This is a genomic window from Corynebacterium sp. SA-MJD20WY100, assembly GCF_039822565.1.
Classification (GTDB): Bacteria; Actinomycetota; Actinomycetes; order Mycobacteriales; family Mycobacteriaceae; genus Corynebacterium; species Corynebacterium phoceense_A.
Window position 1 is genome coordinate 24,126 of the sequence record NZ_JBCJKS010000006.1, and the last position, 26,964, is coordinate 51,089.

Below are 26,964 nucleotides of genomic sequence, written 5' to 3' on the forward strand. Positions count from 1 at the left end.
CCCCCACCCAGAGTCCGGAAGATAAGTACGCTGGGTGAGGTAGCGAATCAAGCAAAGAAGGAGACCACCATGAACCCGACCTACATCGGACCGGCCCTCAAGGCTGCACAGTCCGCATGGGCCAAGTTCGCCGAGTACCGCGAGGACAAGCAGCGCGAGGCCTATGACGCGCTCGCCACCGCCGCGGAGACCGCGTCGAGCTCCCTGGACGATAATTTCCCGCGCGCCCGCAAGGAGGCGGGCAACGTCACCAAGGCGGCGCATGCTCGCCTGGAGCGCACGTTGGCGGAGCTCGCAGACCGCCGCGAAGAGGTCGCCGAGGAATTGGGCGACCGCGTTGCAGAAGCCAAGAAGGCTGGCCGCGCCCAGGTCAAGGAGGCGCGCAAGGAGGCCAAGGCCGCAACCAAGCAAGCCCGCAAGGAATCCAAGCGCACCCAGAAGCAGCTGTTTAAGAAGAACAAGCAGGTCTCAAAGAAGATCGACAAGGCCCGCGCCAAGGCCCTGAAGAAGGCCCAGGCCCGCGCCGCGAAGAAGGAGAAGGGCTCGAAGTTCTGGCCCATCGCGGCCGTGCTGGCCGTGATCTCCGCTATCGCTGGCGGCGTGTACTACTGGCTGCGCAAGAACGACACTCCGGCCACCGAGCCGCCGCGCGTCGAGGAATTCGGTGCAGACAAGGTCCAGGGCTCCACGCTGGTCTACACGTCCACCTCGGCAGCCGATGATCTCGCCGATACCCCAGCTGACAAGGCTGCCGTGCACAGCGATCTCGCCGAGGAAGGCGTTGTCGAGCGCGATGAGAAGCTGCTGGGCGACATCGACGAGCAGATTGCCAAGCTGCGCCAGGACGGCTCCACTACCACGGCTGACCGCATCGAGGCTGAGGCCGAGCGCAAGGGCGTGGACGAGAACTTCGACGACGCCAAGCACCGTCTCGACGAGGACAATAAGTAGTCCCTTACCCCCGGATGGGCGCAAAATGCGTGCATTCGGGGCCCTGCGCGGGTTGCCTTGATCACTGTGAATTGCGAGTTATCGCACCCCAGTGGTTGCATAGACCCCAATCTGAGATGTGATCGTCTCATCTGGTTCTTGGCAACACTGGAGGTACCGCGCATGGCTATCGAAGCTCTGACCGTCACTCTGAAAAACGGCGACGTCTTTTACTTTGACGCGGGCGCAGTGGTCGATGACCCTGTCGCCCGCGTTGATCTCCTCCGCGACGCCATCGACTCCGGTTCCCTGTTCCGTTCCGTCGATACCCACGGCACGCAGCGCGAATTCAACGGCGCGGACGTCGCGAGCTACTTCCTGTCCTAGCATCCGTAATGAGTACTCCTAGGGAGTACTCGTGAGTACGGGGACACTTTAAGATTGGGAGCCATGAGCTCTCAGCCCCGTCTCTACCCGCGTCTGAAAACGTGGGCGTGGTACGTGCCGGATGACCCGCCGCACGATGACCCCTCCCTTATCTCCACGACGCCGTGGTCTGAACCCACGCGTGCGACGCGCCGCCTGCTCGTGGCGCAGCCGCGCGGCGTCATTGGCATCCTCATCTCCATGGTCATCTCCGCGCCCATTGGCGCGCTCACCTCGCTGCTCATCGGCCAGGCCACCGAGCATGCCTTTACCGAGACCTCCTGGTGGACGCTCGGTTTTCCGGTTCTCGCCGTCATGGTGATCCTCTACGTGCAGTACCTTTCTGAGGCTTCTGCAGATGCGTTTACGGATATGTCGCAGACGCGCACCACGCACACGCTGCGCTTAGGTCTGCTCGACCGTCTTTTGGCCTCTCCCGCCGCGCTCAATCCCGGACGCCTACTCAACACGGTGGACGAAGACTCGGACTTCGTGGGCAAGCTCAAACAGATCCTCAACTTCCCCATCATGATGGTGGGTTACCTCACCGGCGGCGTCATCGTCATCGCCCCCATCTCCTGGCAGGTGGCCATCGCCATGCCCGTGGGCGCGATCTGCACCGCGCTCGCGTCCTGGGCCACGGCTGCCCCGCTGTCCCGCGCGGCTGCGAAGCGCCGCTCCACGCAAGCCGCCTCGCTCGCCATCGCCACGGACGTGGCGCAAGGAAACCGCGTGGTCAAAGGCCTGGGTGCGGGGCCGGTGGCGCGGGAGCGCTTCGGGGCATCGGCAGCAACGGCCCTCGATGCCATGCTCGCCGAGGTCCGCCTCATGGCGGTCCTGCAATTCGCACGCCAACTCGTGCCCACCTCTTTTGCCATCGGCATCCTCGTGTGGGCGGGCTGGCAGACCTTCGAGGGCGCGATTAACCCCGGCGGAATGATGACGATCACCATGCTCGTTCCGCCCGCGATGACCGCCTTGGGTCATTCGCTGGGCATGCTCACCGAGGTGTGGTCGCGTGGCAAGGCGTCTGCCGTGCGCGTGGGCGCGCTGCTGGGCGAGCTCGGCGAGGGCGAAGAGCTCCCGGACGCGGATCCCGGCGAGGTCACCGGTCTCGTCGTGTGGAACCCGCAGACCCCGGCCGCGCGTGCGCAGGTCGCCGCATGGACGCGGCATCTTCAGCGCCATCGCGGCGCGCTGTGCCCGCCGCACCGCGTGAGCGTCCTCGAGGGCACGCTGGAGGACAATATCGATCCGGAGGGCACCGCCACTGACGTCGAAGGCGCGCTCGAGGCCGCGGCGTGCTCCGATATCGTGCGCCGCCTGGGCGGCTTCGGCTCCCACGGCGAACTGCCCGCCGCCCCCATTGGCGAGGCGGGCTTGAACCTGTCCGGTGGTCAGCGCCAGCGCGTGGCCCTGGCCCGCGCGCTCGCGGCGAACCCGGATATCCTCGTGCTTGATGAGCCGACGACGGGCCTTGATTCTTTGACTCTCGCCGCCGTCGCGGAACGCACGAAGGAGTTCCGGGCCGGTCGCACGACCGTCGTCATTACTTCTGCGGCCACGTGGGCCGCCAACGCGGACAAGGTGGTGACGTTATGAGAAACCGCCACGTCGACGCCCTCGCCCCCGCCACCCCGCGCGAGTCGTGGCGTCTGCTCACGTCCCTGCCGTCCGCGCCCTCGCGCGGCTGGCTGTGGCTCATTGTCCTTATCTTCGCCGCCACCATCGTCATGATGAACCTCGGCTCGCAGCTCCTCGGGCGCATCGTGGACCTCATCAATGGAATGTCGCTTCCCGTCCTCGGGTCCGGTCGTTCCGCCATGCTTGCGGCTCTCGTGCTCATCGGTCTCGCGCTGCTCGCCGAGCAGCTCGGCCGCACCGTGGGCGGCTACCTCCTCCAGTCTCGCTCTAGGCGCCTAGCCACGGACCTGCGCACGGCCGCGCTCGACTCCGTCCTGCGCGCCCCCGTCCCGCGCATCATGGAGCTGGGCACCGGCAACGTCATGACCCGCCTGTCCAAGGACATCGATAACGTGGTCATGGCCGTGTCCATGATGGGCGAGCGCCTCGCCATCACGCTGTTCATCCTGCCGATTACGGCGGTGACCATGCTCTTTATCCATCCGGCCTACGCCCTGCTCTTCCTCGTGGCTGCCGCCATCATGTACCCGTTTATCAAGGGCACCATCCGCGACATCCCTGCCGTGGCCAATTACGTCTCCTCCTCCGAGGCGACCCGCAATAACATCCTGCTTGACACCATCCGCGCGCTGCCCACCCTGCGCGAATACCGCCTGGGTCCCTGGGCCACGCGCCGGATGGAGCGCCAGTCCTGGGATACCGTCCAGGCCTGGGCCGATAAGGTCCCGCTCGTCAACCGGATCATCGGCCAAGGCACGCTCGCCTTCGGCATTCTCCTGCTCGGTTCCCTCGTGATGTCCGTGCCCATGGTCCACTGGGACTGGATTACCCAAGGCCAGGCCGCCGCCGCGGTCCTGCTCATCACGCGCCTGGAGATTCACGTCTTCAACATCCTGTTCTTCGCGGGCGAAATCCAGTACGCCGTCACCTCGCTCGGCCGCGCGGTCTCCCTGGCCACCCTCGCGGGCACCGAGGGCACCTCCGAGGGCCCGGTGCTCACCGCGTCCCCGGCCGTCACCATCGAGGGCCTGTCCTACTCCTACCCCGGCGGCGAGCCCGTCCTCCGCCACGTCGATCTGGAACTCGCCGCGGGCACCACGACCGCCTTGGTCGGGACTTCGGGCGCGGGCAAGTCCACGCTCGCCGCGCTCGTCGCGGGCCTGCAGTACCCCAGCGCCGGTCGCATCCGCGTGGGCGGCATCGACACCGCCACGGTGCCCAACACCTGGGTCACCCAGCACGTCGCGCTCGTCACCCAAGACGTCCACCTCTTCTCCGGCACGCTCCGCGAGGATCTTCACATGGCAGGCCCCGAGCTTTCCGATGCCACCCTCCTCTCAGCGTTGGCCGCCGTCGGGCTTACGCCCGACACGGCCGCCTGGGAGCGCGACCTGCCGCAGGGCCTCGACACTCCCATCGGCGCCGGCAACAACGAGGTGAGCGCCGAGGTCGCCCAGCAGATCTCGCTCGCCCGTATGGTCCTGCGCCAACCGCCGGTCCTCATCATGGACGAGGCGACCTCCGAGGCTGGTTCTGAGCACGCCGCCGTCCTCGAGTCCGCCGCCCGCACCGTCGCCGAGGGCCGCACGACCTTGGTCGTCGCCCACCGCCTCGACCAAGCCCGTGAGGCTGACCGGATCATCGTCATGGAGCAAGGAGAAATCGTCGAGGACGGCAACCACGCCTCGCTCATGGAGCTGGGCGGCCGCTACGCCCGCGCCTACCGCCAGTGGGAAGGCTCCTCAACGGAAAGCTCCTAGACTAGGTGGCATGACTATGTCGACCGAACATTGCGAAAATAATCCCGACGACCTCCCAGACAAACGGCTTGAGCTCCGCCCCACCACGGAGGCGGACCGCACCTACATCGCACGACTCAACTTCCTCACGGACACTTTCGGCGATGAGCACGGCACCGTGCCCGCCGAGTTCGATGAGGACTTCACCTTCTACGTTGATGACTGGCAGCCAGAGCGCGGCGGCTTCATCGCCTGGCGCGGCAACATTCCCGCCGGCGGCGTCTGGCTCAACTGGGGCACGGACGAGCGCCACGGCTATGGCCACGCCGAGCCCGGCATACCGGAGATCGCGCTCGCCGTCGAAGGACGCTACAAGAGTCAGGGCATTGGCACCGCACTCCTCCATGCCGCTACGGAGCTCGCCCGTGAGCTCGGTGCCCCCGGCATCTCACTGTCCGTGAAAGACACGAACACCCGCGCTGCGCGTCTCTACCGCTACATCGGCTTCAAGGACATCTCCGCCTCAGACGCGCACGGCTATTCCATCCTTATCAAGCGCTTCTAGCTTTGACAGGAACGCCCCCACGAGGTTTCCTGCGCCCAGAACCACCATGAGCACGCCCGAGACACGCGTGACGATAATGCTCGCGGTCGGCGTCGCGCGCAGGATTCACGGCGCCGCCATGCCACTCGACCGCACCATGCTCTCACACACACACACCGCGACGCCGAGAAGATTTCTCGGCGAAAAATTCCAACCGCACCACAGGCGCAGAAAACACCGTGAGCCCCGACCGGTTCGGTCGGGGCTCACGGTGACTCTATCTCTCAAAGGTGTCCCATAAGCGGTGTCTCACGCCGCTACCCCGGGACTCGGGGCCTCTCTATCTCTCTCAAGGTATGCGCCCTCTCACAAGCGCATGAACTCATTATGGAGGGCGTGGCTGATGAGAGCCGCACACACGGCTGCGTGGTTTCTGGGAGTTGCTGCCGTTTTCCTGGCACAGGATCTTCGTCACTTCTGCCCCACTAGTTAACTCCTTTACCGTGTCGCTGCGGAAATGCGCCGATTCAAAAGGCAGACTGTAATTGTCCTGCAATCGTTTTCATAAAGGTGTTGCCGTGTCTCGTCGTCTTCCTGCTATTCTTCTCGCGCTTGTTCTCGCTGCCGCGCCGTCTGCGCAGGCGGATCCGCTGCAGGACTTCGCGCAGATGAGTTCGCAGGCGCAAGGCGCATGGGACAAGGCAGTGCGCGACGCTGAGATTGCTGCCTATAACGCCCTGCCGGATGAAGCACGTGCCTACGTGCCGGATCCACGACCGAAGGCTCCGGCAATGGACAAGCCCCAGAAGAAGCACAAGAGCACTCGCCCTGCGTGCCCCAACTGTGTGGCACTCACCTTCGATGATGGCCCCGCGGCCAGCACAACCCAGTTGCTCGACATCCTGGACCGCCACGACGTCAATGCCAGCTTCTTCGTCCTCGCGCCCAACGCGAGCGCGCACCCGGAACTGCTGCGCCGCATGAAGGCCGCAGGCCACACGATCGGCAACCACACGGCGAGCCACAAGGAACTCAACAAGATGGATAAGGCCAGCGTGGACCGGGAAATTGCGGCGGGCAACGCCGCGATCAAGGCCGCCGTCGGCCACGGCAGCCGCTGGGTGCGCCCGCCGTACGGCGCCACGAATGCCACCGTCGCGCAGTCCACGCGTGAAGCCGGCGCCGCCCAGGTCCTGTGGAACGTCGATACCCTCGACTGGAAGACGAAGAGCCCGCAGCAGACGTGCCAGACCGCGGTCAACGAGGCGCAGGCAGGCGGCATCGTTCTCATGCACGATATTCACCCGACCACGGTCGCGGCGGTCGACTGCGTCATCGACGGCCTCGAGGCCAAGGGGCTCACACCGGTAAGCCTTGACGAGATGATTCCCAACCCGCAGCCGGGCCGGACGTATACTCAGCGCTAAACCATGATTGATTTCAGCCAGCCCGCAGACGTCGTCGCACCGCAGCTCCTCGGCGCGGTGGTGCACTTTCATGATGTCGCGGTGCGGCTCACAGAGGTCGAGGCCTACCTCGGCGAACGCGACGAGGCGGCCCACACCTTCAACGGGATGACCCCGCGCAACGCCACGATGTTTGGCCCGCCCGGGCGGCTCTACGTCTATGCGTCCTACGGCATCCATCGCAATGGCAACCTCGTGTGTGCGCCCGAAGGCACTGGCCAGGGCGTCTTGCTGCGGGGCGGCGAGATTATCGGGGGCATCGGGATCGCCCGCACCCGGCGCGGGCAGACCCCAGACGTCAATCTGGCGCGCGGCCCGGGAAACCTAGGAAAGGCGCTGGGGCTTACGCTCGAAGATAACGGCGCGCAGCCGGTTATCGAGGAGCCGCAGGAGCCCGTCGAGTGGGTGCGTGGCCCGCGCATTGGCATCTCAAAAAACGCGGACGCCCCGCTACGTTTTTGGATTCCGTTCGATAAAACGGTCTCACGCAAGCGGGGACTGCCCAGCTAGCAGCAGCCTTCTTCCTCGATGCCGGTGGCGATGCGGTGCATGGCCTGCCCAAGCTGGCGCACCTGCGCGCGCGTGAGACGATCGATGACAATGCGGCGCGCGGCCTCGACGTGGCCCGGCGCAGTGGCAACGACGGTATCCCAGCCGGCCTCGGTGAGGATGGCGACGGTAAAGCGGCCGTCGGAGGGATCGGGCTCGCGGCGAACCCAGCCGTTCTTTTCCAGGCGGGTGACGACCTGGCTCAGACGCGAGAGTGAACCGCCCGTGATGTGCCCCAGCGCGCTCATGCGCATGGTGCGCTCCGGCGCCTCAGACAGGCGCGACATAACGGTGTAGTCATAAAAGCTCATGCCTGCGTCCTTGCGCAGCTGACGGTCGAGCTTGTTAATGAGCTGGAGATTTACATACATTAACGAGGAAAAAGCATCAAGCTCTTCCTCGTCCAACCAGCGGGGTTCCGACGGTTCAATCATGGACTCAGATTAACACACCCTAAATTTCATTCTTGCATGACAAGGGGCTGGAATAACTTCAACCTTGAAGTATTACATGATATGTTAAAGCGTGAAGTTAAACGAAGGAGACCGGCATGACCACCATCGCCGAAGCAATGAACCCCGTCCGCCCCGCTGGCGGCCTCTACGATCTGCGCGAGCGCACTATCCCCCTGGCGGGCCTGCGCCGCGAATGGGAGCTTTCCGATGGCCCCCTGCCCTCCCTGTTCATCAGCCACGGCGCCCCGCCGGCGCTGGGCGACCATGAGTGGATGAATGCGCTCTACGACTGGGCGCAGACCTTCCCCAAGCCGCGCGCCATCGTTGTGGTCTCCGCACACTGGGAAAATGCTCCGGCCGCGCTGAGCGCCTCTGCTGCTGGCACGCCGCTTTACTACGACTTCTCCGGCTTCGATCCGGAGTACTACACGCTCAAGTACGAGACCCCGGACGCGACGGATCTCGCCCACCGCATCGCAGGCATGCTCGGCTACCAGCCGGTCCACCAGTTCTCGAACCGCGGTCTCGACCACGGCGCGTTCATCCCGGTCATGGCCATGTACCCGGCTGGCGACGTCCCGGTGCTCCAGGTTTCCATGCCGAGCCTCAACCCGGGCGATCTCCTCGATCTGGGTGAGAAGCTCCGCCAGCTGCGCCACGAGGGTGTCCTCGTCATCGGCTCCGGCTACATGACGCACTCCTTCGAGGTCTTCCGCAACCCGAACCGCGTTATGGGCTACCTCGACGCCTTCGACGAGTGGGCCGCCGAGCACATCCACGCCGGCGATGTCGATGCCCTCATGGACTACATGAATAAGGCCCCGGCCGCCCGCATCGCGCACCCGACCGCGGACCACTACGTCCCACTGCTGCTCGCCATGGGCGCCGCCGATGACCCCCGTACCGCGCGCACCGTCTTCGAGCGCCTCGGTCTGGGCAACCACATCCGTTCGGTAGAGATCCACTAGGGCCCTACTCCGGAATTTTTCGCCGACGAAGCCTTCAGATCTGCACGGATCTGGAGGCGCCGTCGGCAAAAATGGCCTGTGCGCTCCGCCTCCTTGCCGTCGGACCAGCGCGGTGGTAAAAACAGCAGAAGCCAACAGCACCGTCGGCGTTGCCCCGGGGAGAACACCATGGACTTTATCAAGCACGGCCCACGTGCCACCTTCACTATGAACTGCGACGGCTACGTCACTGCTCAGCACACGACGCAGATCGCAGCGCTGCACGACATCTGCGCACACTATCTGCCCGAGCTCTTCACGGACTCACCCGCTTGGAAGGAAATCCGCAGCTTTCTGGGCCAACCGCTCGAGGGTTGGTGGTACGTCTTCGGCCACAGCGTCGTCGTGCCCGTCGCCACCGAGGACGAGCGAACGACATTCTGGGTACCGGGCTCCGAGAACACGGTCTCCGCGGCCTCACACCTTCTTCGCGGGCCGCTGCCCACTGAGCCAGCATGGTCCGGCGAGCGGCCCTTCGAATCGCCACTCGAGCCGCCTGCAGCCCCTGACCTCGACGCCCTGCTCGTGGCAGCGTACGGCTACCCCATTGTCCTGCGCCCCGGGCACTGGTACACCGACGGCACGCGCCCACTGTGCTACATCGACAACGCGGCAGGCTTCTGGTCGCCCACCACCAAGGAGCCGGTGGTCGATGCTGGCATTGCCTCCCTCGCTCCGCTCGACGTTCCGCCGGTGCGTCAGCCCAACGACTTCCTTGAGGGGCTCTCCGCTGATCTCGCCGACCACATCCCCGGCTCATGGTGCATCGCGGAGGGCGTCGCTGACGCGAACTTCGTCCTTCTCCACCGCGCCGATGATTCCGGCATCACCGTCGTCGACATCCGCCCACATGCTGCGGGACCACGCGTCCGCACCCTTGACGCCGCACACGTGACAGTGAGCACGGTAGACCGCGTCAATATCCCGTAGAGGCCGGCTTTGAGCACATACGCAAAATCCTCTCCGCGGCAAGACGCGGAGAGGATTTTCCAGTTGTGGAGCATAGGGGAATCGAACCCCTGACCTTTGCATTGCGAACGCAACGCTCTACCAACTGAGCTAATGCCCCAATACCTGAAAACGGTACTCCTGCTCACTTGGATTTCAAAACTGCGACAACATGGCGTTAGTCGCGGGTAAGAACCGCCAAGGCCCGATGATTGACGAATACTTTCCCTCGGCCAACCCGGTTTTCCTCAAGGATCCCCAGTTCCACTAGGTGATGCAACCACGAAGCGGCCGTTTGTCTCTTTACTAGTCCGGTATCCATCACATCTTGGATGCGCAGATAGGGCTTGATGAGCATCAATTCCGCCATCTCCTTTGCCGGAGCGATGACACCAGCGGTACGAATTTCCTGCGCCGTCGTCTCCTGCAACGCGCGTAGATCAGTAATCATGTCTGAAGCGTCAACCGCCGCGGCCCGGACGCCATTGATCATAAAAAGCAGCCAATCCTCCCACCGCCCCACAGCCGTAACTGCGTTCAGACGCCTGTAGTACTCGTCCTTGTGCTCCACGATAAAGCCGGATAGGTACAGCACCGGCAGCTCGAGTAGCTGCTCTTGGAGCAGATAGAGAACATTAAGAATTCGCCCTGTGCGGCCATTTCCATCGTAAAAGGGATGGATCGCCTCGAACTGATAGTGCAAAAGCGCCATCTTTACTAGGGAATCGACTTCATGTTCCGAATAGATGTAGTTTTCCCACGCTGCAAGATGCTTCTCAATGACTTCCTTGCCTTCTGGAGGGGTGTAGATCCGTGTTTGAGTAAGCGGATTTCCAATAAATGTTCCGGGCAATGACCGGACATCGGCTTCCGTATCAAGGAGGCGACTGCAGACAACTCGCGCCGTCTTTTCGCTCAAGGGCCGTTCATCAAGTGACTTCACACCAGCTCCTAACGCGAAGCTGTACCGCAAAGCCTCTTTTGTAGCCGGGGTAGGCTCAGCATCAACCTGCCATGCAGCACGAAACAGTTCGTCGTTTGTTGTCACGATATTCTCGATTGCAGACGAAGCACGTGCCTCTCGCAGCGGAATCGTTGACGTAATGATGTCCGGGTTAGGAATCAACTGACATGCTGTACGCAACTCCGCGAGTTTTTCTTTCGCATCGATGATGGCCTTCAGAACCGGGACAGTCTCAACGACGTCCGCAGGCGGCAACGGCGGAAGTTCATTGAAGGGCTGTTGCGGATCAAAATGTGGCAAGCGTCGTGCTATCGACATGTCGATAGAATAAACAAGTCCGACGGACATGTCGATTTTTCACGAAAAAATCGACATGTCGCGCTGTCGTGTCGATTTCATCGACATGTGGTGGCTAGAGGTCCTCGCGCCACACGCGCTCAGGTTCGGCACCGTCGGAGAGATCGGAGTCGCCGGGCTGGGTCTGCTGCATGTAAAGGAACGCCAGGTGACGCTCGTACATGTCGAGCACATTATTAATGATCTGGTTCTGCGAGTAGCCGTACACGTCGAAGCCCAGCGAGCCGGTGAGGTCGTAGACCTCGAGGCGATAGTAGAGGTCGGACGAGGGGGCATCGGAAGCCCCGTCGAAGTCGGGGCGCTCAGCGGCGACGGGGAAAAGCTGGTAGCGGAAGTTGCGCTCGTGCTCGAGATCGACCTGGAGGTCGAGCTGGGACAGGCCGAGCTCAGGAAGCTCGCTGGTGAGCAGGAGGACCTGGTAGCCGCGGGCGCGCATCTGCATGGCGACCTTGTGGAGGGCCACGGTGGCGGTTTCGCGCAGGTAGGTGTCCATCTCCGCCTGCGTGGGGAAGGCGTTGACGCGGTCGAGGCGGCGCTTCCACGCGGCACCGGTAGACGGCGCGTACTCGGTACGGCCCGACATGGCGCCCTGGAGGGCTGTGGTGCGGGCGGCGCGCTCGACGAACTCGAGGTGGAGGGACTTCCACAGGGAGAACATGACGAGGTAGACGACGATGGCAAACGGCAGACCCATGACGACGGTGGCGGACTGGACGGTGGCGATGCCGTCGATCTGAAGGAGAGCCAGAGTGAGCAGGCCGACGGTGACGGACCAGAAGATGCGCATCCAGCGCGGGCCGTCCTGGCGGTTATCCGTGATGCGCGACGTGAAGTTCGCCATGACGAGCGCGCCGGAGTCCGCGGATGTGATGTACATGAGCAGGCCGATGAACGTGGTGAGCGCGATGACGACGCCGGAGGCCGGGAACTCCGCGAGCATGTCATAGAAACCCTGCTCCGGGGTATCCATGGCGGCCTGGGCGAAGTCCGGGTAGTCGCCGGAACGAACCATGTCGAGCGCGGTGTTGCCAAAGAAGCTCATCCACATGAGCACGAAGAGGAACGGGAAGGTGAGCGTGCCGAAGATGAACTGGCGCAGCGTGCGGCCGCGGGAGATACGCGCGAGGAAGAGGCCCACAAAGGTCGCCCAGGCGATCCACCAGGCCCAGAAGAACAGGGTCCACGACTGCATCCACTCGCTCGTCGCGGCGGGATCTTCGGAGTAGGCAAAAGTCTCCATGGTCCAGCCCATAAAGTGCGAAAGGTAGTCGCCAACGTTGGTGACGAGGGCGTTGAAGAGGTAGGCCGTCTTGCCCACGATCACGATGTAGACCATGAGCGCGATGGCGAGGTAGACGTTGAGCTCCGAGAGGAAGCGGATGCCCTTGTCCACGCCGGAAACGGCCGAGAGCGTCGCAATGGCCACGGCGATGATGATGAGCGCCGACTGGAGGCCGAGTCCTTGCGGCAGCCCAAAGAGGAGGTGAAAGCCGTAGGACAGCTGGACCACGCCGATGCCGAGGGAGGCGGTAACACCGAAGACGGTGCCGAGCATGGCCGCGACATCCACCGCGTCGCCGATGGGCCCATGCACGCGCTTGCCAATGAGCGGGAAAAGCGCCGAGCGAATGGCCAAAGGCATATTGAGTCGGTACGCAAAGTAGCCAAAGGCCATACCCATGAGCGCGTAGATGGCCCAGCCAGTGATGCCGTAGTGGAACATCGCCCACACGACGGCTTCCTTGGCAGACTGGGTGGTCTCCCCTGCCCCGTCGGGCGGGTTGACGTACATGGTCACAGGCTCGGCGACGGCGAAGAACATGAGGTCGACGCCAATGCCAGCCGCGAAGAGCATAGAGGCCCACGCGAAGGTAGAGTACTTCGGCCGCGAGTGGTCCGGGCCTAGGCGGATGCTGCCGGCTTGAGAGAGCGCGATGGCAAGGACGAATACCACGGCAATGGTCGCCGTGAGGACGTAGAACCAGCCCAGATTGTTGCCAATCCACGAGGTCATGCTCGCGAGCGTCTGGGCGGCGTTTTCCCGGCCGAACCCGGCGTAGGCCGCAACGGCGAGGATGAGGACGCCGGAGACGAGGAAGACCGGCCAATGGGGTTTGGGTTCGGGGACGTCGGCCCCCGTTTCTACTTTGTAGGTGCCCACGAGGGCGTGGACTTGGTCGCGCCGCGGCCGGCGGACTTTGCGTGCGGGCCGCGGCGCGCTGGGTTGTGCGGGGTCGTCGGTATTCTCCCCGGCATCCGAGGAGCTGGACTGAGACTGAGAGTCGGACATGGCCTACACCTTAGACCCTTAGATTTCTCATGTTCTGCGACACGGGAAACATAGGCAACATTGTCGACACACATGCACCGTGACTGTGCGCCAGCTGGCATTTTCGTCAATTCTTATACCTCGCCCGTAACCCCATTACCGAATCCATCCCCGAATCCATCACCGAATCAATCACCGAGACCCTTTTCTGCACTCGACTCCTTGAAGCTCAACGACAAGGCGCTCACTTTAGTCAGCGACGGCTACCTCATGGTCGGCCGCCTGCGCCAGAAGCTGGGCATCTCGCATGACTCGAACAAGCCTTTTACCGTCCAATTGCTGGGCAAAGGCCCCACCATCCTGCGCGGCGCCGAGCCGGAGACCGGCTCACGCGTGCGCGTCACCGCCGCCTAGATTGCGGCCTACATTCCGGGGTTAAGCCGCAAGGCGCCCCGCAAACCACAAAGACCCGGCACCTTGCGGTGCCGGGTCTTATCTGTGGAGCATAGGAGAATCGAACTCCTGACCTTCTGCTTGCAAAGCAGATGCTCTACCAATTGAGCTAATGCCCCGTGTTCCTGGTGGGCCTAGCAAGAATCGAACTTGCGACCTCATCGTTATCAGCGATGCGCTCTAACCGACTGAGCTATAGGCCCTCATTGCGGAACGAGATGTAACTTTACATAGTAACCACGCAAATACACAAATCGCCTGGTTAAGGCATAAAAAAGCGCCGGCCCAGAAGGCCGGCGCACAGGCAACGGATTAGTAGTCCGTCAGCCGCAGAACGAAGCCGCCAAAGAGGTCGACGACCGCGTTGTACATCACGGCCAGCAACGGCGCGAGGATGGTCATGAGCACCGCCATGATCGCCCCGAAGAGCGCGCCAATGGACAGGACCATGCCAAAGGTGATGGTGATGCCACCACCCACGTCGCCGATGAGGCTATTGAGTGAGTCCCACACGCCAGCCATGTCCATGCCGAACCACACGAGGCACAGCGCGAGCAGCCAGGCCACCAGCCCGATGAGCGAGAAGGCCAGGCCGACGCGGAACGCAGACAGCGGTGCGATGCGCTTGAGCGTTACGTCTCGTCGTGCCATGAATTACTCCTCGGTATCGGTGTCAGCGTCGGAATCAGCGTCAGCGCCAGAGTCCGCAGCCGGGGCACCCGGGAGGTGCTCCTGCTGGACGTCCTCGACGGTCTTCTCACCCTTGGCGACGGCCTCCGCGGTTTCCTCGCCATCATCCTCAACGTTGCGGTCGATGGCAAGCAGCTCGACCCCCTCGGCGAGGTCGACGAGGCGCACGCCCATGGTCGCACGCGAGGACGGGCGAATCTGGCCGACCTCGGTGCGCACGACGCCGCCGGCAGAGGTGATGGCGAAGATCTCGTCATCTTCCCCGACGGCGATGGCGGAGATGAGCTTGCCACGCTTCGGGGTGTACTTGAAGGTCATGACACCCAAGCCGCCGCGGCCTTGCTGCGTGTACTCCTCGATGGCGGTGCGCTTGCCGTAGCCGCCGGAGGTGGCCACGAGCAGGAACTGGCCATCGTTGACGACGGACATGCTCAGCAGCTGGTCGTCGCCGCGGAATCGCATGCCCTTCACACCGGCGGTCGCGCGGCCCATCGGGCGGAGCTGATCATCATCTGCGGTGAAGCGGATGGCCTGGCCCTGCTCAGAAGTGAGCAGGATGTCGTCGCCTTCGGAGACGAGGGAGGCTCCGATGAGTGCGTCGCCCTCGTTCAAGTTGATGGCGATGAGGCCAGCGGAGCGCGCAGACTCGTAGTCGGTCAGGCGCGACTTTTTCACGCGGCCCTGCTGCGTAGCGAGGACCAGGTAAGGAGCGTCCTCGTAGGACTGAATCTGGATGACCTGGGCGATCTTCTCTTCCGGCTGGAACTCCAGCAGGTTAGCCACGTGCTGGCCGCGGGCGGCACGACCTGCCTCGGGCAGCTCGTAGGCCTTGAGGCGGTAGACGCGGCCGAAGTTGGTGAAGAAGAGAATCCAGTCGTGCGTGGAGCAGACGAAGAAGTTCTTGACGATGTCGTCCTGCTTGAGCTCCGCGCCGCGCACGCCCTTGCCGCCGCGCTTCTGCGACTTGTACGAGTCGACCTTCGTGCGCTTGGCGTAGCCGGTAGACGTGATGGTGACAACGACGTTCTCGCGGGCGATGAGATCCTCGTCCGTGACGTCGCCGGTGGCGGCCACGATGCGGGTGCGGCGCTCGTCGCCGTACTTCTCGACGATCTCGGCGAGCTCGTCGTGGACGATCTGGCGCTGTCGCTCCTCGCGGGCCAGGATGTCCTTCAGATCCGCGATCTCGCGCTCGATCTCCGCCAACTCGTCGATGATCTTCTGGCGCTCCAGGGCGGCCAGGCGGCGCAGCTGCATGGCGAGGATGGCGTCTGCCTGGACGTCGTCGACGTCGAGGAGCTGCATCAAGCCGGTACGCGCCTCGTCCACGGTGGGCGAACGGCGAATAAGGGCGATGACCTCGTCGAGCATGTCGAGGGCCTTGACCAGACCACGCAGGATGTGGGCGCGCTTCTCGGCCTCATCCAGGCGGAACTGGGTACGGCGCACGATAACCTCGATCTGGTGCGCCACGTAGTAGCGCAGCATCTGGTCGAGACGCAGGGTGCGCGGCACGCCGTCCACGATGGAGAGCATGTTCGCGCCGAAGGAGGTCTGCAGCTGCGAGTGCTTGTAGAGGTTGTTGAGCACCACGCGGGCCACGGCGTCGCGCTTCAAGGTGACAACAATGCGCATGCCCACGCGGTCCGAGGATTCGTCTTCAATCTTGGAGATACCCGCGATCTTGCCGTTAGCCACGGATTCGGCGATATTGGCCACCATGTTGTCCGGGTTGACCTGGAACGGCAGCTCGGTAATGACGATGGTCTGGCGGTTGCCCGCCTCCTCAATGGAGGTCACGCCGCGCATGCGGATGGAACCACGGCCGGTCGTGTACGCGTCCTTGATGCCCTGGTCGCCCACGATGAGGCCGGCCGTCGGGAAGTCCGGGCCCTTCACGCGCTCCATGCACGCTGCGAGCGCTTCTTCCTCGGACGCATTCGGGTTGTCGAGCAGCCAGTAGATGGCCTCGGCCAGCTCGTTGAGGTTGTGCGGCGGAATGTTCGTCGCCATACCGACGGCGATACCGTTCGAACCGTTCATGAGCAGGTTCGGCACGCGGGACGGCAGGATGTCCGGCTCCTGGGTCTTGCCGTCGTAGTTCGGGGAGAAGTCCACGGTGTTTTCGCGAATATCGCGAACCATCTCCATGGCCAGCGGCGTCATGCGGCACTCGGTGTAACGCATAGCAGCCGGGCCGTCGTTACCGCGGGAACCGAAGTTGCCCTGGCCGTCGACCAGCGGGTAGCGCATGTTCCACGACTGCGCCAGGCGGACTAGCGTGTCGTAGATGGCGGAGTCGCCGTGCGGGTGGAACTGACCCATGGTGTCCGACACCGGGCGTGCGGACTTCACGTAGCCGCGCTCCGGGCGGTAGCCAGAGTCGTACATCGCGTAGAGAATGCGGCGGTGCACCGGCTTCAGGCCGTCGCGCACCTCAGGCAGCGCGCGGCCGACGATGACGGACATGGCGTAGTCGATGTAGCTCGACTCCATCTCCTCGTTGATATCAATGGGGTGAATGCGATCAAAAAGATCGCCGTTGTTGTCATCACTCATAACCGCTGATTCTACCCTCTACAGCCCGCAGGAGCCGCGACCGCCGCTCTCCTGCTACCAGAGTGATACCATCACGGCATGGCCATGACCCTTCGCCTCACCCCCGACCAAGCCCACGCGCTCACCCTGCTCGCCTCCGCACAGGGCACGAGCAAGCACGAGGCCGCCGTGCGCGCCATCGTCACCGCCGCGGCCCGCACGCTTTCCGATGCCGCCGTCCAAGCCACCGCCCGGGAGCTCCTGCCCGGACGCGCCGCCCTGGAGGCCGAAATCCGCCGGTCACGCCCATGAGTCCCGAACAACTCCTCCTCATCGCGCGGGAGTTCTGCGCGCGTTACGGCACGACGGTGACGGACTTTGCGGCGCTGGTGGCGGGGGCATCGGCAAGCGCGGCGAAGATAGAAGGAATCCCCGTCCACGCCGACGCGCGGCAGGCGGCCGCGGCCCTGCGGCGCGTACTCATCGCGGTCCCGGCACTGGGGGCCTACAACAAAGAATTCGCCGATCTTTGCGCCCAGGTATTCCTCCGTGTCGCCGCAAGCAGGTAAGTTAGACGTTTATGAAGTTCAAGAATCTCGCTGCTGCCGCGCTCACCGTCACCGTACTGGGCGCTGCCGTCCCTGCTGCCTCCGCTGACACCGCCCAGGATCTCATCAACAACAACCAGGGCGAAGGCTTCCAGCCAGGCAAGGACGGCGCCTCGTTCACCGGTTCCTCGCTCACGGACGTCGCCTCCATTGCCGTGCCGTCCTTCCTCGGCGTCAAGCTCATCGCGGACAACACGCCGCTCAAGGATCCGATCAACGCATTTGCACAGCAGGTGGGCCTGGGCGGTTCCTCCACGGGCGTTTCCTTCGACCTCGAGCAGCTCGCTCGCAACGCTGGCCAGCCGCAGATCGCGGACCAGATTGCCGCCTTCAAGGCCGGCTCGTCCCGCTAGGAGTACGCGTGTCTCACCTTTCCCAGCTTCTCGACGGCGCGACGCGTCAGGCCGTCATCAACGACGTCGCCCAGCTCATCGACACCGTCGTCGCTGAGCAGTCCGGTATCACCGGCATGGCAATCAAGGGCGCGGTCTCCGCGGCAAAGAAGACGGACGCCAACGTCCTGTCCAAGGTCGTCGCGCAGGTCCTCCCGGATGTCCTCGGCGAGCTCGAACCCACGTGGCAGGAGTTCGAGGCCTCCGGTCAGTCTGACTTCGCTGCGTTTGTGGAGCCGCGCTCCGAGCAGATCGCCAACACGATCATGAACATCACGGACAACAAGTCCAAGCAGGTCAACAACGGCGCGTTCCTCAAGGCGTACAACGCGCTGCGCGGCAAGGCCGTGAAGATTGTGACCCCACACGTGCCGGCGCTCGCCCGCACGCTCGCAGCGCACATGTAAGTTCGCTGCGTTGTCTGCCCCGTCTTTCGGACGGGGCTTTTCGCGTGTAAGGTAGCGCGCATGCTTTCTGAAGAAAACAATTCCTTCTCCGGTGTCGGTTCCTTTTCCGGGTTCGTGCGTGCCCGCCACTCCCCGCGCGCCTACCTGCCGGACGTCGTCCCCGCCGAGGTCATCCGCGAGGTCCTCCTCGACGCGCAATCGGCGCCGTCGAACTCCAATACGCAGCCGTGGAACGTCCACCTCGTGGGTGGAACCGCCCTGCGCGAGCTGTCTGCCGAGCTCATCTCCGACTTCGACGACCACGGCATCACGCCGGACTTCACGACCGACTACGGCTCTGGCCCGCACCCTCAGCGCTCCGTCGAGCTCGCAAAGAAGATGTATGGTCTCATGGGCATCGCCCGCGAGGACAAGGAAGCTCGCACCGAGTTTGTGCGCGAGAATCTTCGCTTCTTCGGCGCACCCCAGGCCGCCTTGCTCTACGTTCCGGCCATGGGCGACCGCGTCCGTGCCGCCTTCGACCTGGGCACCTACGTGGAGAACTTCCTGCTCTCACTCCAGGCCCACGGCTACGCCGGCTCCCCCATCGGCATGGTCTCCCTTATGGCGCCAACCACCCGCCGGGTGCTTGGCATCGACGACGACCAGAAGATGGTGCTCGCCCTCGCCTTCGGCCGCCCGGATGACACGAGCCCCGTGGCCAACGTTCAGCCCGGCCGCGTCCCGCTCGCCGAGTCCGTGACCGTCCACGGCATCGAGGGCCTCGATCTCTAACGCTCCTCCGCCGGATTTCAGAACGACGAAGCTCGCAGATCCGCGAGTTTTTCGCCCCTGTGTGTTCTGAAATCCGCGCCCACAACGACGAAAGCCTCCGGACCACATCCGGAGGCTTTGTCATGCGTGCTTAAACGTCGAGGAAGCGAACGTCCTTCGCGCGGCGGGTAATGAAGGAACGGCGAGCCGAGACATCGTCACCCATGAGGATGGAGAAGAGCTCGTCGGCGCGCTGCGCATCTTCAAGGTCGACGCGGCGCAGGATACGGGTGGACGGGTCGAGCGTGGTCTCCCACAGCTCGGACGCATTCATCTCGCCCAGACCCTTGTAGCGCTGGATGCCGTCGTCCTTGTTGATCTTGCGGTTGTTCTCCAGGCCCTCGGCGAGCAGCTTGTCGCGCTCGTCGTCAGAGAAGGCGTATCCCGGCTGGCCCTTGCCCCACTTGAGCTTGTACAGCGGCGGATTCGCCAGGTAGACGTGACCATCCTCGACGAGCTGCGGCATGAAGCGGAAGAGCAGCGTGAGCAGCAGGGTCGCGATGTGCTGGCCGTCGACATCAGCATCGGCCATGAGCACGATCTTGTCGTAGCGCAGCTTGGAGATGTCGAACTCCTCGTGGATACCGGTGCCCAGAGCCGTGATGATGGCCTGGACCTCGGCGTTCTTGAGGACCTTGTCCATGCGGGCCTTCTCCACGTTGAGGATCTTGCCGCGCAGCGGCAGGATGGCCTGGAACATAGAGTCGCGGCCGGCCTTGGCGGAACCGCCTGCGGAGTCGCCCTCCACGATGTAGAGCTCGGAAATCTTCGGATCCTTGGAGCGGCAATCCGCGAGCTTGCCGGGCAGGCCGCCCAGGTCGCCGGCGGACTTGCGGCGCACGAGTTCGCGCGCCTTGCGAGCTGCAGCACGAGCGTGTGCAGAGGACACAGCCTTGTTGATAATGACCTTGGCCTCGGCCGGGTTGGCGTCGAACCAGTCATTGAGGTGCTCGTTGACGGCGCGCTGGACAAAGCCCTTGATCTCAGAGTTGCCGAGCTTGGTCTTGGTCTGCCCCTCGAACTGGGGGTCACCGACCTTGACGGAAATGACGGCGGCAAGGCCCTCGCGGCAGTCATCGCCCGAGAGGTTGCCGTCCTTTTCCTTGATGAGCTTGTGCTCCTTCGCGTAGCGGTTCATCAGGGAGGTGAGCGCCGCGCGGAAGCCCTCTTCGTGCGTGCCGCCCTCGTGCGTATTGATGGTGTTGGCGAAGGTGTGGACGGATTCCTTGTAGCCCTGGTTCCACTGGAGAGCGACCTCGACCTCGTGGTCCTCGCCCTTCACGTCGAAGGCGACGATGGTCGGGTGAATGGCCGTCTTGTTCTTGTTCAGGAACTCGACGTAGTTGAGGAGGCCCTGCGGGTAGTGGTAGGTGACTTCCTTGTTCTTCTTCTTCGCCTTCGACTCTTCCTCAGCGGTGGCCGGCTCTTCCGCGTCGAGAGCATCGAGGCTCACGGGGGCATCACCAGCGTCGGCGATGGCCTCAAGCTCAGCCTGCTCGGCCGACATGGTGCGGTGGTCGCGCAGGACGATGGTGAGGCCCTTGTTGAGGAAGGCCATCTCCTGAAGACGGCGAGCGATGGTGTCCCAGTTGAACTCCGTGGTCTCGAAGATCTCGGCGTCCGGCCAGAAACGGATGGTGGTACCGGTGCCACGGGCGTTGCCGCCCTCTTCGAGTGGTGCGGGGATGGCATTCTCGAACTTCTGGTACCAGTGCTTGCCGTCGCGTTTGATCTCGGCCTCGACGCGCGTGGACAGGGCGTTGACGACGGAAATACCAACGCCGTGGAGGCCGCCGGAGACGGCGTAGGACTCAGAGTCGAACTTGCCGCCGGCGTGCAGCTGGGTCATAACAACCTGGACGGTCGGGGCGCCGGAGGCGTGCATCTCGACCGGGATGCCGCGGCCGTCATCGATGACCTCGATTCCGCCGTCATCGAGCAGGGTGACGGTGACCTTGGTGGCGTAGCCTGCCATGGCCTCGTCAACGGAGTTGTCCACGACCTCCCAGATGAGGTGGTGCAGACCGCGTACACCAGTCGAGCCGATGTACATGCCGGGGCGCTTACGGACGGCCTCGAGGCCCTCAAGGATCGTAATTGACCCGGCGTCATATGCGTGTTCTTCAGCCACGGAAACGTGTACTCCTTTTGGCTAGCAATAAATTTTAGACCCTGACCATCTTACACCGTGTCCCCCTACTGAGAGGCACCCGAAACCCGTCAGACACCCAAATTTGGCGCTTTTTGAGGGTGTGACAGAAGTGAACTATCCGTAGGTGTCATCAGAGCCTTGGCGCTTGACCCACTGCGGCCCCTGATAATTACGGTGTTGCTTGGGCCCGGTAATGCGCAGCTCAGCGATGATTTCGGGGCCGATTTCAGAAGCAATCTTTTGTAGGATCTGGCGTTGCATCATGCGCAGGTTGGTTGCCCACGTCGAGGAATCACACGAGATGGTAAGGACCTTCTCTTCAATCTTCTCGGGCCGGCAGTGCGCGGCGTTGAGTTCGCCCACGACGTGGTCCCAGTGGCCGAAGATCCAGCCGTGCCCCAGTTCATCCTCCCAGCCCTGCTCACGCACGGTGCGGCGCAGGACGTCCCCGAGCTGCGGCACGCCGATGCCCCGTCGCTTCGCGTAGCCGTCCGCGCCAGTCTCGCGGCCGAGATGTTTCACGGCGCGGCGCGCAGCGCGCTCGTCAAGGGTGCTCGCGGGCTTGGGCTCGGTAAGCCGCAGGCGTGCGACCGGCTTATTGAGCCGGGGTGGATTCTTCGAAGCGGCGCGGGCGGCGTCGACGGCGTCCTGGATGAAATCGCCCATCAGTCGCCTACCTTCGCGATATGCGAGATGCGGCCGGCGCCCTCCGGCAGGTCTTCGACCGTGACCTCGTAGCGCACGATGGGCTCGAGGTTGCCCGGCAGGTCTTCATCGACGGCGGCGGTGATGAGCACCTGTTCAGCCTCGGCGGCGAGGTGGACGAGCTTTTCACGACGTTTAGCGTCGAGCTCTGCAAAGACGTCGTCGAGAACAAGGATGGGATCCGAGGCGCCCGAGCCGTCCGCCGCGCGCAGGATGCGGAACTCGGCGAGGCGCAGGGAAATCGCATAGGACCAGGTCTCACCGTGGGAGGCGAAACCCTTCGCCGGCTGCGTGCCGAGGTGTAGCAGGAGGTCATCACGATGCGGGCCCACGAGCGTCATGCCGCGCTCAATCTCGCGCTGGCGCATGGAGGCGAGCTCCGTGAGCAGCAGGGCCTCGAGCACGCTGCGGTCCGAGCAGTCGATGGAGGACTTGTACTCCACGTGCGCGGGGCGCGACTCGGGCGCAAGTCCGGCGTAGGATTCTGCGATCTGCGGCGCGAGGGCATCGAGAAGCTCGAGGCGTGCGGTCATAATGTGGGCGCCGAGGGTTGCCAGCTGTCCGTCCCAAACGTCGAGTGTGGACAGCGCCGCGGCGCCGTCATCGTCGCGGTAGCCGCGGCGCAAGGCCTGGGAGGCGTTCTTGAGCAGGGCGTTGCGCTGCTTGAGCACCTTGTCGTAATCCGCCTTGACGCCAGCAAGGCGTGGGCTACGCGAGGCAATGATGTTGTCGAGATAGGCGCGGCGCGTGGCTGGCTCGCCGCGCACGAGTGCTAAGTCCTCGGGTGAGAAGAGCACGGTCTTCACCACGCCGAGCAGCTCGCGTGGGGTGGACAGGCGCGTGCGGTTAATCTGCGCCTGGTTGGCCGCATGCGGCTTGATAAGCAGATGCGTAGTGAGCTCGCGGCCCTGGTTGACGACAGTGAGCGAGACGCGGGCGTTCTCCGCGCCTTCGCGCACGAGCGGGGCGTCGTGGTTGACCCGGTGCGAGCCTAGGTGTGCGGTATACCCAATGGCCTCGACGATATTGGTCTTGCCAAAGCCGTTGCGGCCGACAAAGAGCGTGATTCCCGGGGTAAGCGCGAGCTTGAGCTCGGGCCACGACCGGAAGTCGCGCACGTTGACGTCGCTGACGTACATAAAACCTTCTGTTTAGCCCGGCAGGCGGACCGGCATGAGCAGGTACGTGAAGTTCGTCTCCGGCGTGGGGAAGTTGCCGTCTGCGTCCGCCTCCGGAAGCGACTCCGGCTCGGGGATCATGATCGCCGGGCGGGAGGGCTCGGTGAAGCCAAAGACCACGCGGTCGCTGTGCATGACCGCGAGGCCGTCCTTGAGGTAGCCCGGGTTGAAGGCGATGATGAGCTCGTCCGGACCGGAGAAGGCGCACTGCAAGGTTTCCTGCGCCTGGCCGGAATCCGAGCCTCCGGCCTGGAGGACGACCTGGCCCTCGGAGAAGTGCATGCGGATCTGGGCGTTGCGCTCAGTAAGCAACGAGACGCGGCGGATGGCGTCCTGAAGGGCGGAGACTTCCACGTTGGCGATGGCGGTGTGCGTCTTAGGCAGCAGCGGCGCGACATTCGGGAAGTCTGCGTCAAGCATGCGCGTGGTGGTCTCGCGGGCCTCGGTATGGAGGCCAAAGAGGCCATCGGCCGCGATGTTCTCGCTCGTACCCACAGCGATTTCCACCGGAGTGTTGAGGTGGGTGTCGAGGGAGCGCGCGCTGTCTTGCAGGGTCTTCGCTGGGACGAGGAGATCAGCCTCGACGGACTCGGAGACCGGCTCCCACTCGACGGTGCGCATGGCTAGACGGAAACGGTCCGTGGCGGTGAGCTCGATGGAGGGGCCCTTCACCGACATGTGGATGCCGGTGAGCATGGGCAGCGTGTCATCGCGACCCGCGGCGGCGCCGACCTGGCTCACGGCCTCGACGAAGAGCTGCGGGTTAATGCGGCCGGTGAGCTCCGGCAGCTGCGGCAGCTGCGGGTAATCCTCGAGCGGGATGATGGGCAGCTCGAAGCGGGAGGAGCCACACGACACGAGGACCTTGGTGTTGTCATCCGCCTGGATGTCGACCGGCTTATTGGGCAGAGAGGAAACGATGTCCGCGAGCAGCTTGCCGGCGACGGCCGTGGTGCCCGGAGTCTCGATCTCAGCAGGGATACGCACGCGCGTGGAGACCTCGTAGTCAAAACCCGTGAGTTCCAGACCGGACTCGTCTGCCGTGATGAGCATGGCACGCAGAACCGGCTGAGTGACCTTGGACGGCAGGCTGCGTGCTACCCATGCGACGGCATTCGCGAGATCATCTTTGGCCACACGGAACGACACGGGAGTGGTGTCCATCGTTGCGCATCTCCTCAATTGTTGTAACGCGCTGCTGGGCGGGGCGCAGGCACGTAAATACTAGTAATTCGGTATTCCAACTTACCGCATGGGGAGTTCGCGGGTGGGCCTAAGGATAGGAGCGATATAAAGCTGCGCGCCTTATTGAAAATCCCCTCGATCCCTTAATGAAAATAGGCCAGACACAAAGGCGAATGGCTATTCGTACGCCCCGCCGGGCGAACGAGGCTGGATTTCACACACCCCATTTCTCGCGAAATCCTTCTTGAGAAAAAGGTAGTAGTAGTAATAGGCAGTGTGGAATCTGTGGATAACCCTCGATCGGCGCTCGTCACCGGCGCTTTTCGGGGTGTCGACAGCGGTGTGGGATCGCTGTGATCAACACCGAACTTCTGTGATCAACTTTTTCGCATATGAAGTTATCCACAGATAAGCCCAAGTTGATCAATCGTTATGCACGTGACTGATCACAGCGGCGCGGGCGCCGGGGCTTGCCTGTGGAATCGCTCAAAGTGAGCGACGACACCTAATTACAATAGTGGAATTACACAGTTGTCACAAGCCCTGTGGAATTTAGTCCGCGCAGGTGGGCGCCCCATTCCCCGGCGGGCCTGTGGATAACTTCGTTCACAGGCAGCCCTAAAAACGCCGAAAACCGCCTCCCCGGAGGGGAAGGCGGCATCGGAAAGCGAGGTTTAATGCCCGCCGGACTGAACGCGGGAGGTGAGCTCCTGGATTTCGTTGTAGGTCTGGCGGTTCTCATTCATCTCCTTGGAGATCTTGCGCACCGCGTACATGACTGTCGTATGGTCCTTGCCGCCGAATTCGTCTCCAATCTTGGGCAGGGAGAGCTCGGTGAGCTCGCGGCAGAGATACATCGCGAGCTGGCGCGCGTGGGCGATGGCGCGGCGCTTGCCAGCACCGCGGAGATCGTCCGGGTCAATGGAGAAATACTCGGCGGAGGCCTCGATGATCGCCGCGGCCGTGATTTGGCGGCCAGCGTTGTCCGGGACGAGGTCGCGCAGCGCGATCTCCGCCATCTCCATATTGATCGGCTCATTAACAAGAGAGGAATACGCAGAGACGCGGATGAGCGCGCCCTCGAGCTCGCGAATGGAATTCTCAAAGCGAGAGGCGATGAGCTCCAGGACCTCGCGGTCGATCGGCGTGCCATCCGCTGCGGCCTTCTTCATGAGAATGGCGATGCGCGTCTCTAGGTCCGGCGGCTGAATATCCGTAATGAGACCGCCCTCGAAGCGGGTGCGCAGGCGGTCTTCCAGCGTGGTGAGCTGCTTGGGCGGACGGTCCGAGGACAAAATGATCTGCTTGTTGGCCTGGTGCAACGCGTTGAAGGTGTGGAAGAACTCCTCCTGCGTGGACTCCTTGCCTTCCAGGAACTGGATGTCGTCGACCATGAGGATGTCGAGGTTGCGGTAGCGCCGCTTGAAGGACTCCTGGCGGTCATCACGCATGGAGTTAATGAAGTCATTGGTGAATTCCTCCGAGGACACGTACTTCACGCGCAGGCCCGGGTGCAGGAGTTTTGCGTAATTACCAGCCGCGTGGAGCAAGTGCGTCTTGCCCAGGCCGGAGCCGCCCCAAATAAACAGTGGGTTGTAGGCCTTCGCCGGGGACTCCGCGACGGCGACGGCCGCGCCGTTGGCGAAACGGTTGGAGGAACCGATGACGAAGTTCTCGAAGGTGTGCTTCGGGTTGAGCGAGGTCTCGCGGTTGGGATCGTGCGCGGGGACCTCACGCTTGATGCGTCCTGCCTGCTCAGCGGCGGTTTGCTGGGGTCCCTGCTGCACGCCGGCCGAAGGCCCCTGCGCCATCTGGTGCGCGATCTCCCGAGCGGAGCGCTGCGAGGCCTGCTGCTCGTTATAGGCATCGGCCAGTTCGTCCAGGCTCGCCGGGCCCGTGGGCTGCTGGGTGGCATACGTGTCATTCCAGCTGGTCGCCGAGGTCTGTGCCGGGCGCGACGTGAGCTGCGAGGCATCCATCTGCTGCGGGCGGTGCGGGGGCTCCGGTTCCGGCTCGGGTTCGGGCTCTGGCTCCGGGGCCGCGACGGACACGGCCAGGGAGAATGGCCGGCCAAAGTAGCGCTGCAGGGCGTCCTTGATATGCGATCCCAATTCGACCTCGAGGATCCGCTTGGCCTTGTCATCCACAGTGGCGAGGAAGGCGTAGCCGTTATCAATCATGAGCGGCTGCGCGAGCTGGAGGTAGATGCGCTGGTTGTGAGTGAGCGTAGGCACGGAGGAATCCGGACGCTCCGATCTTTCGATGAGATCAGCAACGACGGCATGCCACGTCTCGCTGGTGTTGGTGGGCTGTGTCATGACGCGGCCTGGGCTCCTGGGGTGAGGTATAAGAGAACGGACATTTTATGCAGCGAACAGCGGCGCGATTTTCACCGCGCCGCCGCCGGGTTTTCACCGGGCCATTCACAGGGCGGAAGTGCAGGCCACGGGGGTTATCCCACACTGTTATTCACAGTTGTGGAAAACTTTGTTATCCACAGGGTAGCAGATGCTTGTGGATAACTTTATTTTGGGCCAACAAGTCC

Annotated in this window: 25 protein-coding genes and 3 tRNA genes; 15 read left to right on the plus strand and 13 right to left on the minus strand. The window is 63.4% G+C overall.

All coding sequences use genetic code 11. From position 1 onward, the window contains the following. The first annotated feature begins 69 nt into the window (after positions 1 to 69). The 7 genes from ABJ196_RS04700 to ABJ196_RS04730 all read left to right on the plus strand — a co-directional run bounded on the left by ABJ196_RS04700 (position 70) and on the right by ABJ196_RS04730 (position 7,259). Positions 70 to 951, plus strand: coding sequence for a hypothetical protein (locus ABJ196_RS04700; RefSeq protein ID WP_347305448.1), 882 nt, complete (start codon positions 70 to 72; stop codon positions 949 to 951). Between the two features lie 162 nt (positions 952 to 1,113). Beyond that, positions 1,114 to 1,317: a hypothetical protein gene (locus tag ABJ196_RS04705; protein ID WP_347305449.1), complete on the plus strand. Its 204-nt coding sequence runs from the start codon at positions 1,114 to 1,116 to the stop codon at positions 1,315 to 1,317. Between the two features lie 63 nt (positions 1,318 to 1,380). Next, positions 1,381 to 2,958 (plus strand): ABC transporter ATP-binding protein, encoded by a 1,578-nt coding sequence (locus tag ABJ196_RS04710; RefSeq protein WP_347305450.1) that lies wholly within the window; start codon positions 1,381 to 1,383, stop codon positions 2,956 to 2,958. Continuing rightward, complete coding sequence (locus ABJ196_RS04715; RefSeq protein ID WP_347305451.1) at positions 2,955 to 4,760, plus strand: ABC transporter ATP-binding protein; 1,806 nt, start codon at positions 2,955 to 2,957, stop codon at positions 4,758 to 4,760. The genes ABJ196_RS04710 and ABJ196_RS04715 overlap by 4 nt, the downstream gene beginning before the upstream one ends. A gap of 16 nt (positions 4,761 to 4,776) precedes the next feature. Continuing rightward, positions 4,777 to 5,304 carry a GNAT family N-acetyltransferase gene (locus ABJ196_RS04720; protein ID WP_347305531.1) on the plus strand — a complete coding sequence of 176 codons (528 nt, stop codon included), beginning with the start codon at positions 4,777 to 4,779 and terminating at the stop codon, positions 5,302 to 5,304. 557 nt (positions 5,305 to 5,861) lie between these two features. Further along, on the plus strand, positions 5,862 to 6,710 hold the full coding sequence (locus ABJ196_RS04725) for a polysaccharide deacetylase family protein (protein WP_347305452.1): 849 nt from the start codon (positions 5,862 to 5,864) through the stop codon (positions 6,708 to 6,710). 3 nt (positions 6,711 to 6,713) lie between these two features. Further along, positions 6,714 to 7,259, plus strand: a complete 546-nt coding sequence (locus ABJ196_RS04730) for a DNA-3-methyladenine glycosylase (RefSeq protein ID WP_347305453.1) — start codon at positions 6,714 to 6,716, stop codon at positions 7,257 to 7,259. On the opposite strand, the gene ABJ196_RS04735 is transcribed toward ABJ196_RS04730, so the two are convergent. Then, the gene (locus tag ABJ196_RS04735) at positions 7,256 to 7,732 is read right to left on the minus strand and encodes a MarR family transcriptional regulator (protein ID WP_257046124.1); all 477 of its coding nucleotides are present in this window, start codon (positions 7,730 to 7,732) and stop codon (positions 7,256 to 7,258) included. The two genes, ABJ196_RS04730 and ABJ196_RS04735, sit on opposite strands and share 4 nt — an antisense overlap. A 116-nt stretch (positions 7,733 to 7,848) precedes the next feature. On the opposite strand from ABJ196_RS04735, the gene ABJ196_RS04740 reads away from it, so the two are divergent. Beyond that, positions 7,849 to 8,721, plus strand: coding sequence for a class III extradiol ring-cleavage dioxygenase (locus ABJ196_RS04740; protein WP_347305454.1), 873 nt, complete (start codon positions 7,849 to 7,851; stop codon positions 8,719 to 8,721). A gap of 168 nt (positions 8,722 to 8,889) precedes the next feature. Then, positions 8,890 to 9,690: a hypothetical protein gene (locus ABJ196_RS04745; protein ID WP_347305455.1), complete on the plus strand. Its 801-nt coding sequence runs from the start codon at positions 8,890 to 8,892 to the stop codon at positions 9,688 to 9,690. Between the two features lie 66 nt (positions 9,691 to 9,756). On the opposite strand, the gene ABJ196_RS04750 is transcribed toward ABJ196_RS04745, so the two are convergent. The 3 genes from ABJ196_RS04750 to betT form a co-directional block, all read right to left on the minus strand. After that, positions 9,757 to 9,829 (minus strand) — tRNA-Ala (locus ABJ196_RS04750). Positions 9,830 to 9,886: 57 nt separating this feature from the next. Further along, a complete protein-coding gene (locus ABJ196_RS04755) occupies positions 9,887 to 11,020 on the minus strand; it encodes a Fic/DOC family N-terminal domain-containing protein (protein ID WP_338128200.1) in 1,134 nt (377 codons plus the stop codon). Positions 11,021 to 11,084: 64 nt separating this feature from the next. Beyond that, complete coding sequence (betT, locus tag ABJ196_RS04760) at positions 11,085 to 13,319, minus strand: choline BCCT transporter BetT (protein ID WP_257052396.1); 2,235 nt, start codon at positions 13,317 to 13,319, stop codon at positions 11,085 to 11,087. Between the two features lie 201 nt (positions 13,320 to 13,520). Between betT and ABJ196_RS04765 the strand changes: the two genes are divergently transcribed. Next, a complete protein-coding gene (locus ABJ196_RS04765) occupies positions 13,521 to 13,712 on the plus strand; it encodes a hypothetical protein (RefSeq protein WP_257052398.1) in 192 nt (63 codons plus the stop codon). Positions 13,713 to 13,797: 85 nt separating this feature from the next. On the opposite strand, the gene ABJ196_RS04770 is transcribed toward ABJ196_RS04765, so the two are convergent. From ABJ196_RS04770 to gyrA, 4 genes are all read right to left on the minus strand, one after another. Next, positions 13,798 to 13,870 (minus strand) — tRNA-Ala (locus ABJ196_RS04770). Between the two features lie 7 nt (positions 13,871 to 13,877). Next, positions 13,878 to 13,954, minus strand: a tRNA-Ile gene (locus ABJ196_RS04775). A 109-nt stretch (positions 13,955 to 14,063) separates the two neighbouring features. Then, positions 14,064 to 14,402, minus strand: a complete 339-nt coding sequence (locus ABJ196_RS04780; RefSeq protein ID WP_066512601.1) for a DUF3566 domain-containing protein — start codon at positions 14,400 to 14,402, stop codon at positions 14,064 to 14,066. A gap of 3 nt (positions 14,403 to 14,405) precedes the next feature. Then, positions 14,406 to 17,000: a DNA gyrase subunit A gene (gene gyrA, locus ABJ196_RS04785; protein ID WP_347305456.1), complete on the minus strand. Its 2,595-nt coding sequence runs from the start codon at positions 16,998 to 17,000 to the stop codon at positions 14,406 to 14,408. Positions 17,001 to 17,078: 78 nt separating this feature from the next. On the opposite strand from gyrA, the gene ABJ196_RS04790 reads away from it, so the two are divergent. The 5 genes from ABJ196_RS04790 to ABJ196_RS04810 are packed head-to-tail and all read left to right on the plus strand — an operon-like array spanning position 17,079 to position 19,160. Further along, positions 17,079 to 17,291: a CopG family transcriptional regulator gene (locus tag ABJ196_RS04790; RefSeq protein ID WP_257052404.1), complete on the plus strand. Its 213-nt coding sequence runs from the start codon at positions 17,079 to 17,081 to the stop codon at positions 17,289 to 17,291. Beyond that, positions 17,288 to 17,548: a cell filamentation protein Fic gene (locus tag ABJ196_RS04795; protein ID WP_257052405.1), complete on the plus strand. Its 261-nt coding sequence runs from the start codon at positions 17,288 to 17,290 to the stop codon at positions 17,546 to 17,548. Before ABJ196_RS04790 ends, ABJ196_RS04795 begins: the two co-directional genes overlap by 4 nt. A gap of 11 nt (positions 17,549 to 17,559) precedes the next feature. After that, positions 17,560 to 17,940, plus strand: a complete 381-nt coding sequence (locus tag ABJ196_RS04800; protein ID WP_347305457.1) for a hypothetical protein — start codon at positions 17,560 to 17,562, stop codon at positions 17,938 to 17,940. An 8-nt stretch (positions 17,941 to 17,948) separates the two neighbouring features. Next, the gene (locus tag ABJ196_RS04805; RefSeq protein WP_347305458.1) at positions 17,949 to 18,386 is read left to right on the plus strand and encodes a hypothetical protein; all 438 of its coding nucleotides are present in this window, start codon (positions 17,949 to 17,951) and stop codon (positions 18,384 to 18,386) included. 60 nt (positions 18,387 to 18,446) lie between these two features. Beyond that, on the plus strand, positions 18,447 to 19,160 hold the full coding sequence (locus ABJ196_RS04810; RefSeq protein WP_347305459.1) for a nitroreductase family protein: 714 nt from the start codon (positions 18,447 to 18,449) through the stop codon (positions 19,158 to 19,160). A 130-nt stretch (positions 19,161 to 19,290) separates the two neighbouring features. Here the strand turns inward: ABJ196_RS04810 and gyrB are convergent, their stop codons facing one another. The 5 genes from gyrB to dnaA form a co-directional block, all read right to left on the minus strand. Beyond that, positions 19,291 to 21,330: a DNA topoisomerase (ATP-hydrolyzing) subunit B gene (gene gyrB, locus ABJ196_RS04815; protein WP_257071022.1), complete on the minus strand. Its 2,040-nt coding sequence runs from the start codon at positions 21,328 to 21,330 to the stop codon at positions 19,291 to 19,293. A 135-nt stretch (positions 21,331 to 21,465) separates the two neighbouring features. After that, on the minus strand, positions 21,466 to 22,017 hold the full coding sequence (locus tag ABJ196_RS04820; RefSeq protein ID WP_347305460.1) for a DciA family protein: 552 nt from the start codon (positions 22,015 to 22,017) through the stop codon (positions 21,466 to 21,468). After that, positions 22,017 to 23,195 carry a DNA replication/repair protein RecF gene (gene recF / locus ABJ196_RS04825; RefSeq protein WP_347305461.1) on the minus strand — a complete coding sequence of 393 codons (1,179 nt, stop codon included), beginning with the start codon at positions 23,193 to 23,195 and terminating at the stop codon, positions 22,017 to 22,019. The genes ABJ196_RS04820 and recF overlap by 1 nt, the downstream gene beginning before the upstream one ends. A 12-nt stretch (positions 23,196 to 23,207) precedes the next feature. Then, positions 23,208 to 24,398, minus strand: coding sequence for a DNA polymerase III subunit beta (gene dnaN, locus ABJ196_RS04830; RefSeq protein WP_347305462.1), 1,191 nt, complete (start codon positions 24,396 to 24,398; stop codon positions 23,208 to 23,210). Between the two features lie 695 nt (positions 24,399 to 25,093). Continuing rightward, positions 25,094 to 26,737: a chromosomal replication initiator protein DnaA gene (gene dnaA, locus ABJ196_RS04835; protein WP_347305463.1), complete on the minus strand. Its 1,644-nt coding sequence runs from the start codon at positions 26,735 to 26,737 to the stop codon at positions 25,094 to 25,096. Between the last annotated feature and the right edge of the window lie 227 nt (positions 26,738 to 26,964).

Bases quoted from the DNA above. Each gene is read 5' to 3' on its own strand.
- ABJ196_RS04700 (WP_347305448.1), top strand. From the start codon at position 70: ATGAACCCGACCTACATCGGACCGGCCCTCAAGGCTGCACAGTCCGCA.
- ABJ196_RS04705 (WP_347305449.1), top strand. From the start codon at position 1,114: ATGGCTATCGAAGCTCTGACCGTCACTCTGAAAAACGGCGACGTCTTT.
- ABJ196_RS04710 (WP_347305450.1), top strand. From the start codon at position 1,381: ATGAGCTCTCAGCCCCGTCTCTACCCGCGTCTGAAAACGTGGGCGTGG.
- ABJ196_RS04715 (WP_347305451.1), top strand. From the start codon at position 2,955: ATGAGAAACCGCCACGTCGACGCCCTCGCCCCCGCCACCCCGCGCGAG.
- ABJ196_RS04720 (WP_347305531.1), top strand. From the start codon at position 4,777: ATGTCGACCGAACATTGCGAAAATAATCCCGACGACCTCCCAGACAAA.
- ABJ196_RS04730 (WP_347305453.1), top strand. From the start codon at position 6,714: ATGATTGATTTCAGCCAGCCCGCAGACGTCGTCGCACCGCAGCTCCTC.
- ABJ196_RS04735 (WP_257046124.1), bottom strand. From the start codon at position 7,732: ATGATTGAACCGTCGGAACCCCGCTGGTTGGACGAGGAAGAGCTTGAT.
- ABJ196_RS04740 (WP_347305454.1), top strand. From the start codon at position 7,849: ATGACCACCATCGCCGAAGCAATGAACCCCGTCCGCCCCGCTGGCGGC.
- ABJ196_RS04745 (WP_347305455.1), top strand. From the start codon at position 8,890: ATGGACTTTATCAAGCACGGCCCACGTGCCACCTTCACTATGAACTGC.
- ABJ196_RS04755 (WP_338128200.1), bottom strand. From the start codon at position 11,020: ATGTCCGTCGGACTTGTTTATTCTATCGACATGTCGATAGCACGACGC.
- betT (WP_257052396.1), bottom strand. From the start codon at position 13,319: ATGTCCGACTCTCAGTCTCAGTCCAGCTCCTCGGATGCCGGGGAGAAT.
- ABJ196_RS04780 (WP_066512601.1), bottom strand. From the start codon at position 14,402: ATGGCACGACGAGACGTAACGCTCAAGCGCATCGCACCGCTGTCTGCG.
- gyrA (WP_347305456.1), bottom strand. From the start codon at position 17,000: ATGAGTGATGACAACAACGGCGATCTTTTTGATCGCATTCACCCCATT.
- ABJ196_RS04790 (WP_257052404.1), top strand. From the start codon at position 17,079: ATGGCCATGACCCTTCGCCTCACCCCCGACCAAGCCCACGCGCTCACC.
- ABJ196_RS04795 (WP_257052405.1), top strand. From the start codon at position 17,288: ATGAGTCCCGAACAACTCCTCCTCATCGCGCGGGAGTTCTGCGCGCGT.
- ABJ196_RS04800 (WP_347305457.1), top strand. From the start codon at position 17,560: ATGAAGTTCAAGAATCTCGCTGCTGCCGCGCTCACCGTCACCGTACTG.
- ABJ196_RS04810 (WP_347305459.1), top strand. From the start codon at position 18,447: ATGCTTTCTGAAGAAAACAATTCCTTCTCCGGTGTCGGTTCCTTTTCC.
- ABJ196_RS04820 (WP_347305460.1), bottom strand. From the start codon at position 22,017: ATGGGCGATTTCATCCAGGACGCCGTCGACGCCGCCCGCGCCGCTTCG.
- recF (WP_347305461.1), bottom strand. From the start codon at position 23,195: ATGTACGTCAGCGACGTCAACGTGCGCGACTTCCGGTCGTGGCCCGAG.
- dnaN (WP_347305462.1), bottom strand. From the start codon at position 24,398: ATGGACACCACTCCCGTGTCGTTCCGTGTGGCCAAAGATGATCTCGCG.
- dnaA (WP_347305463.1), bottom strand. From the start codon at position 26,737: ATGACACAGCCCACCAACACCAGCGAGACGTGGCATGCCGTCGTTGCT.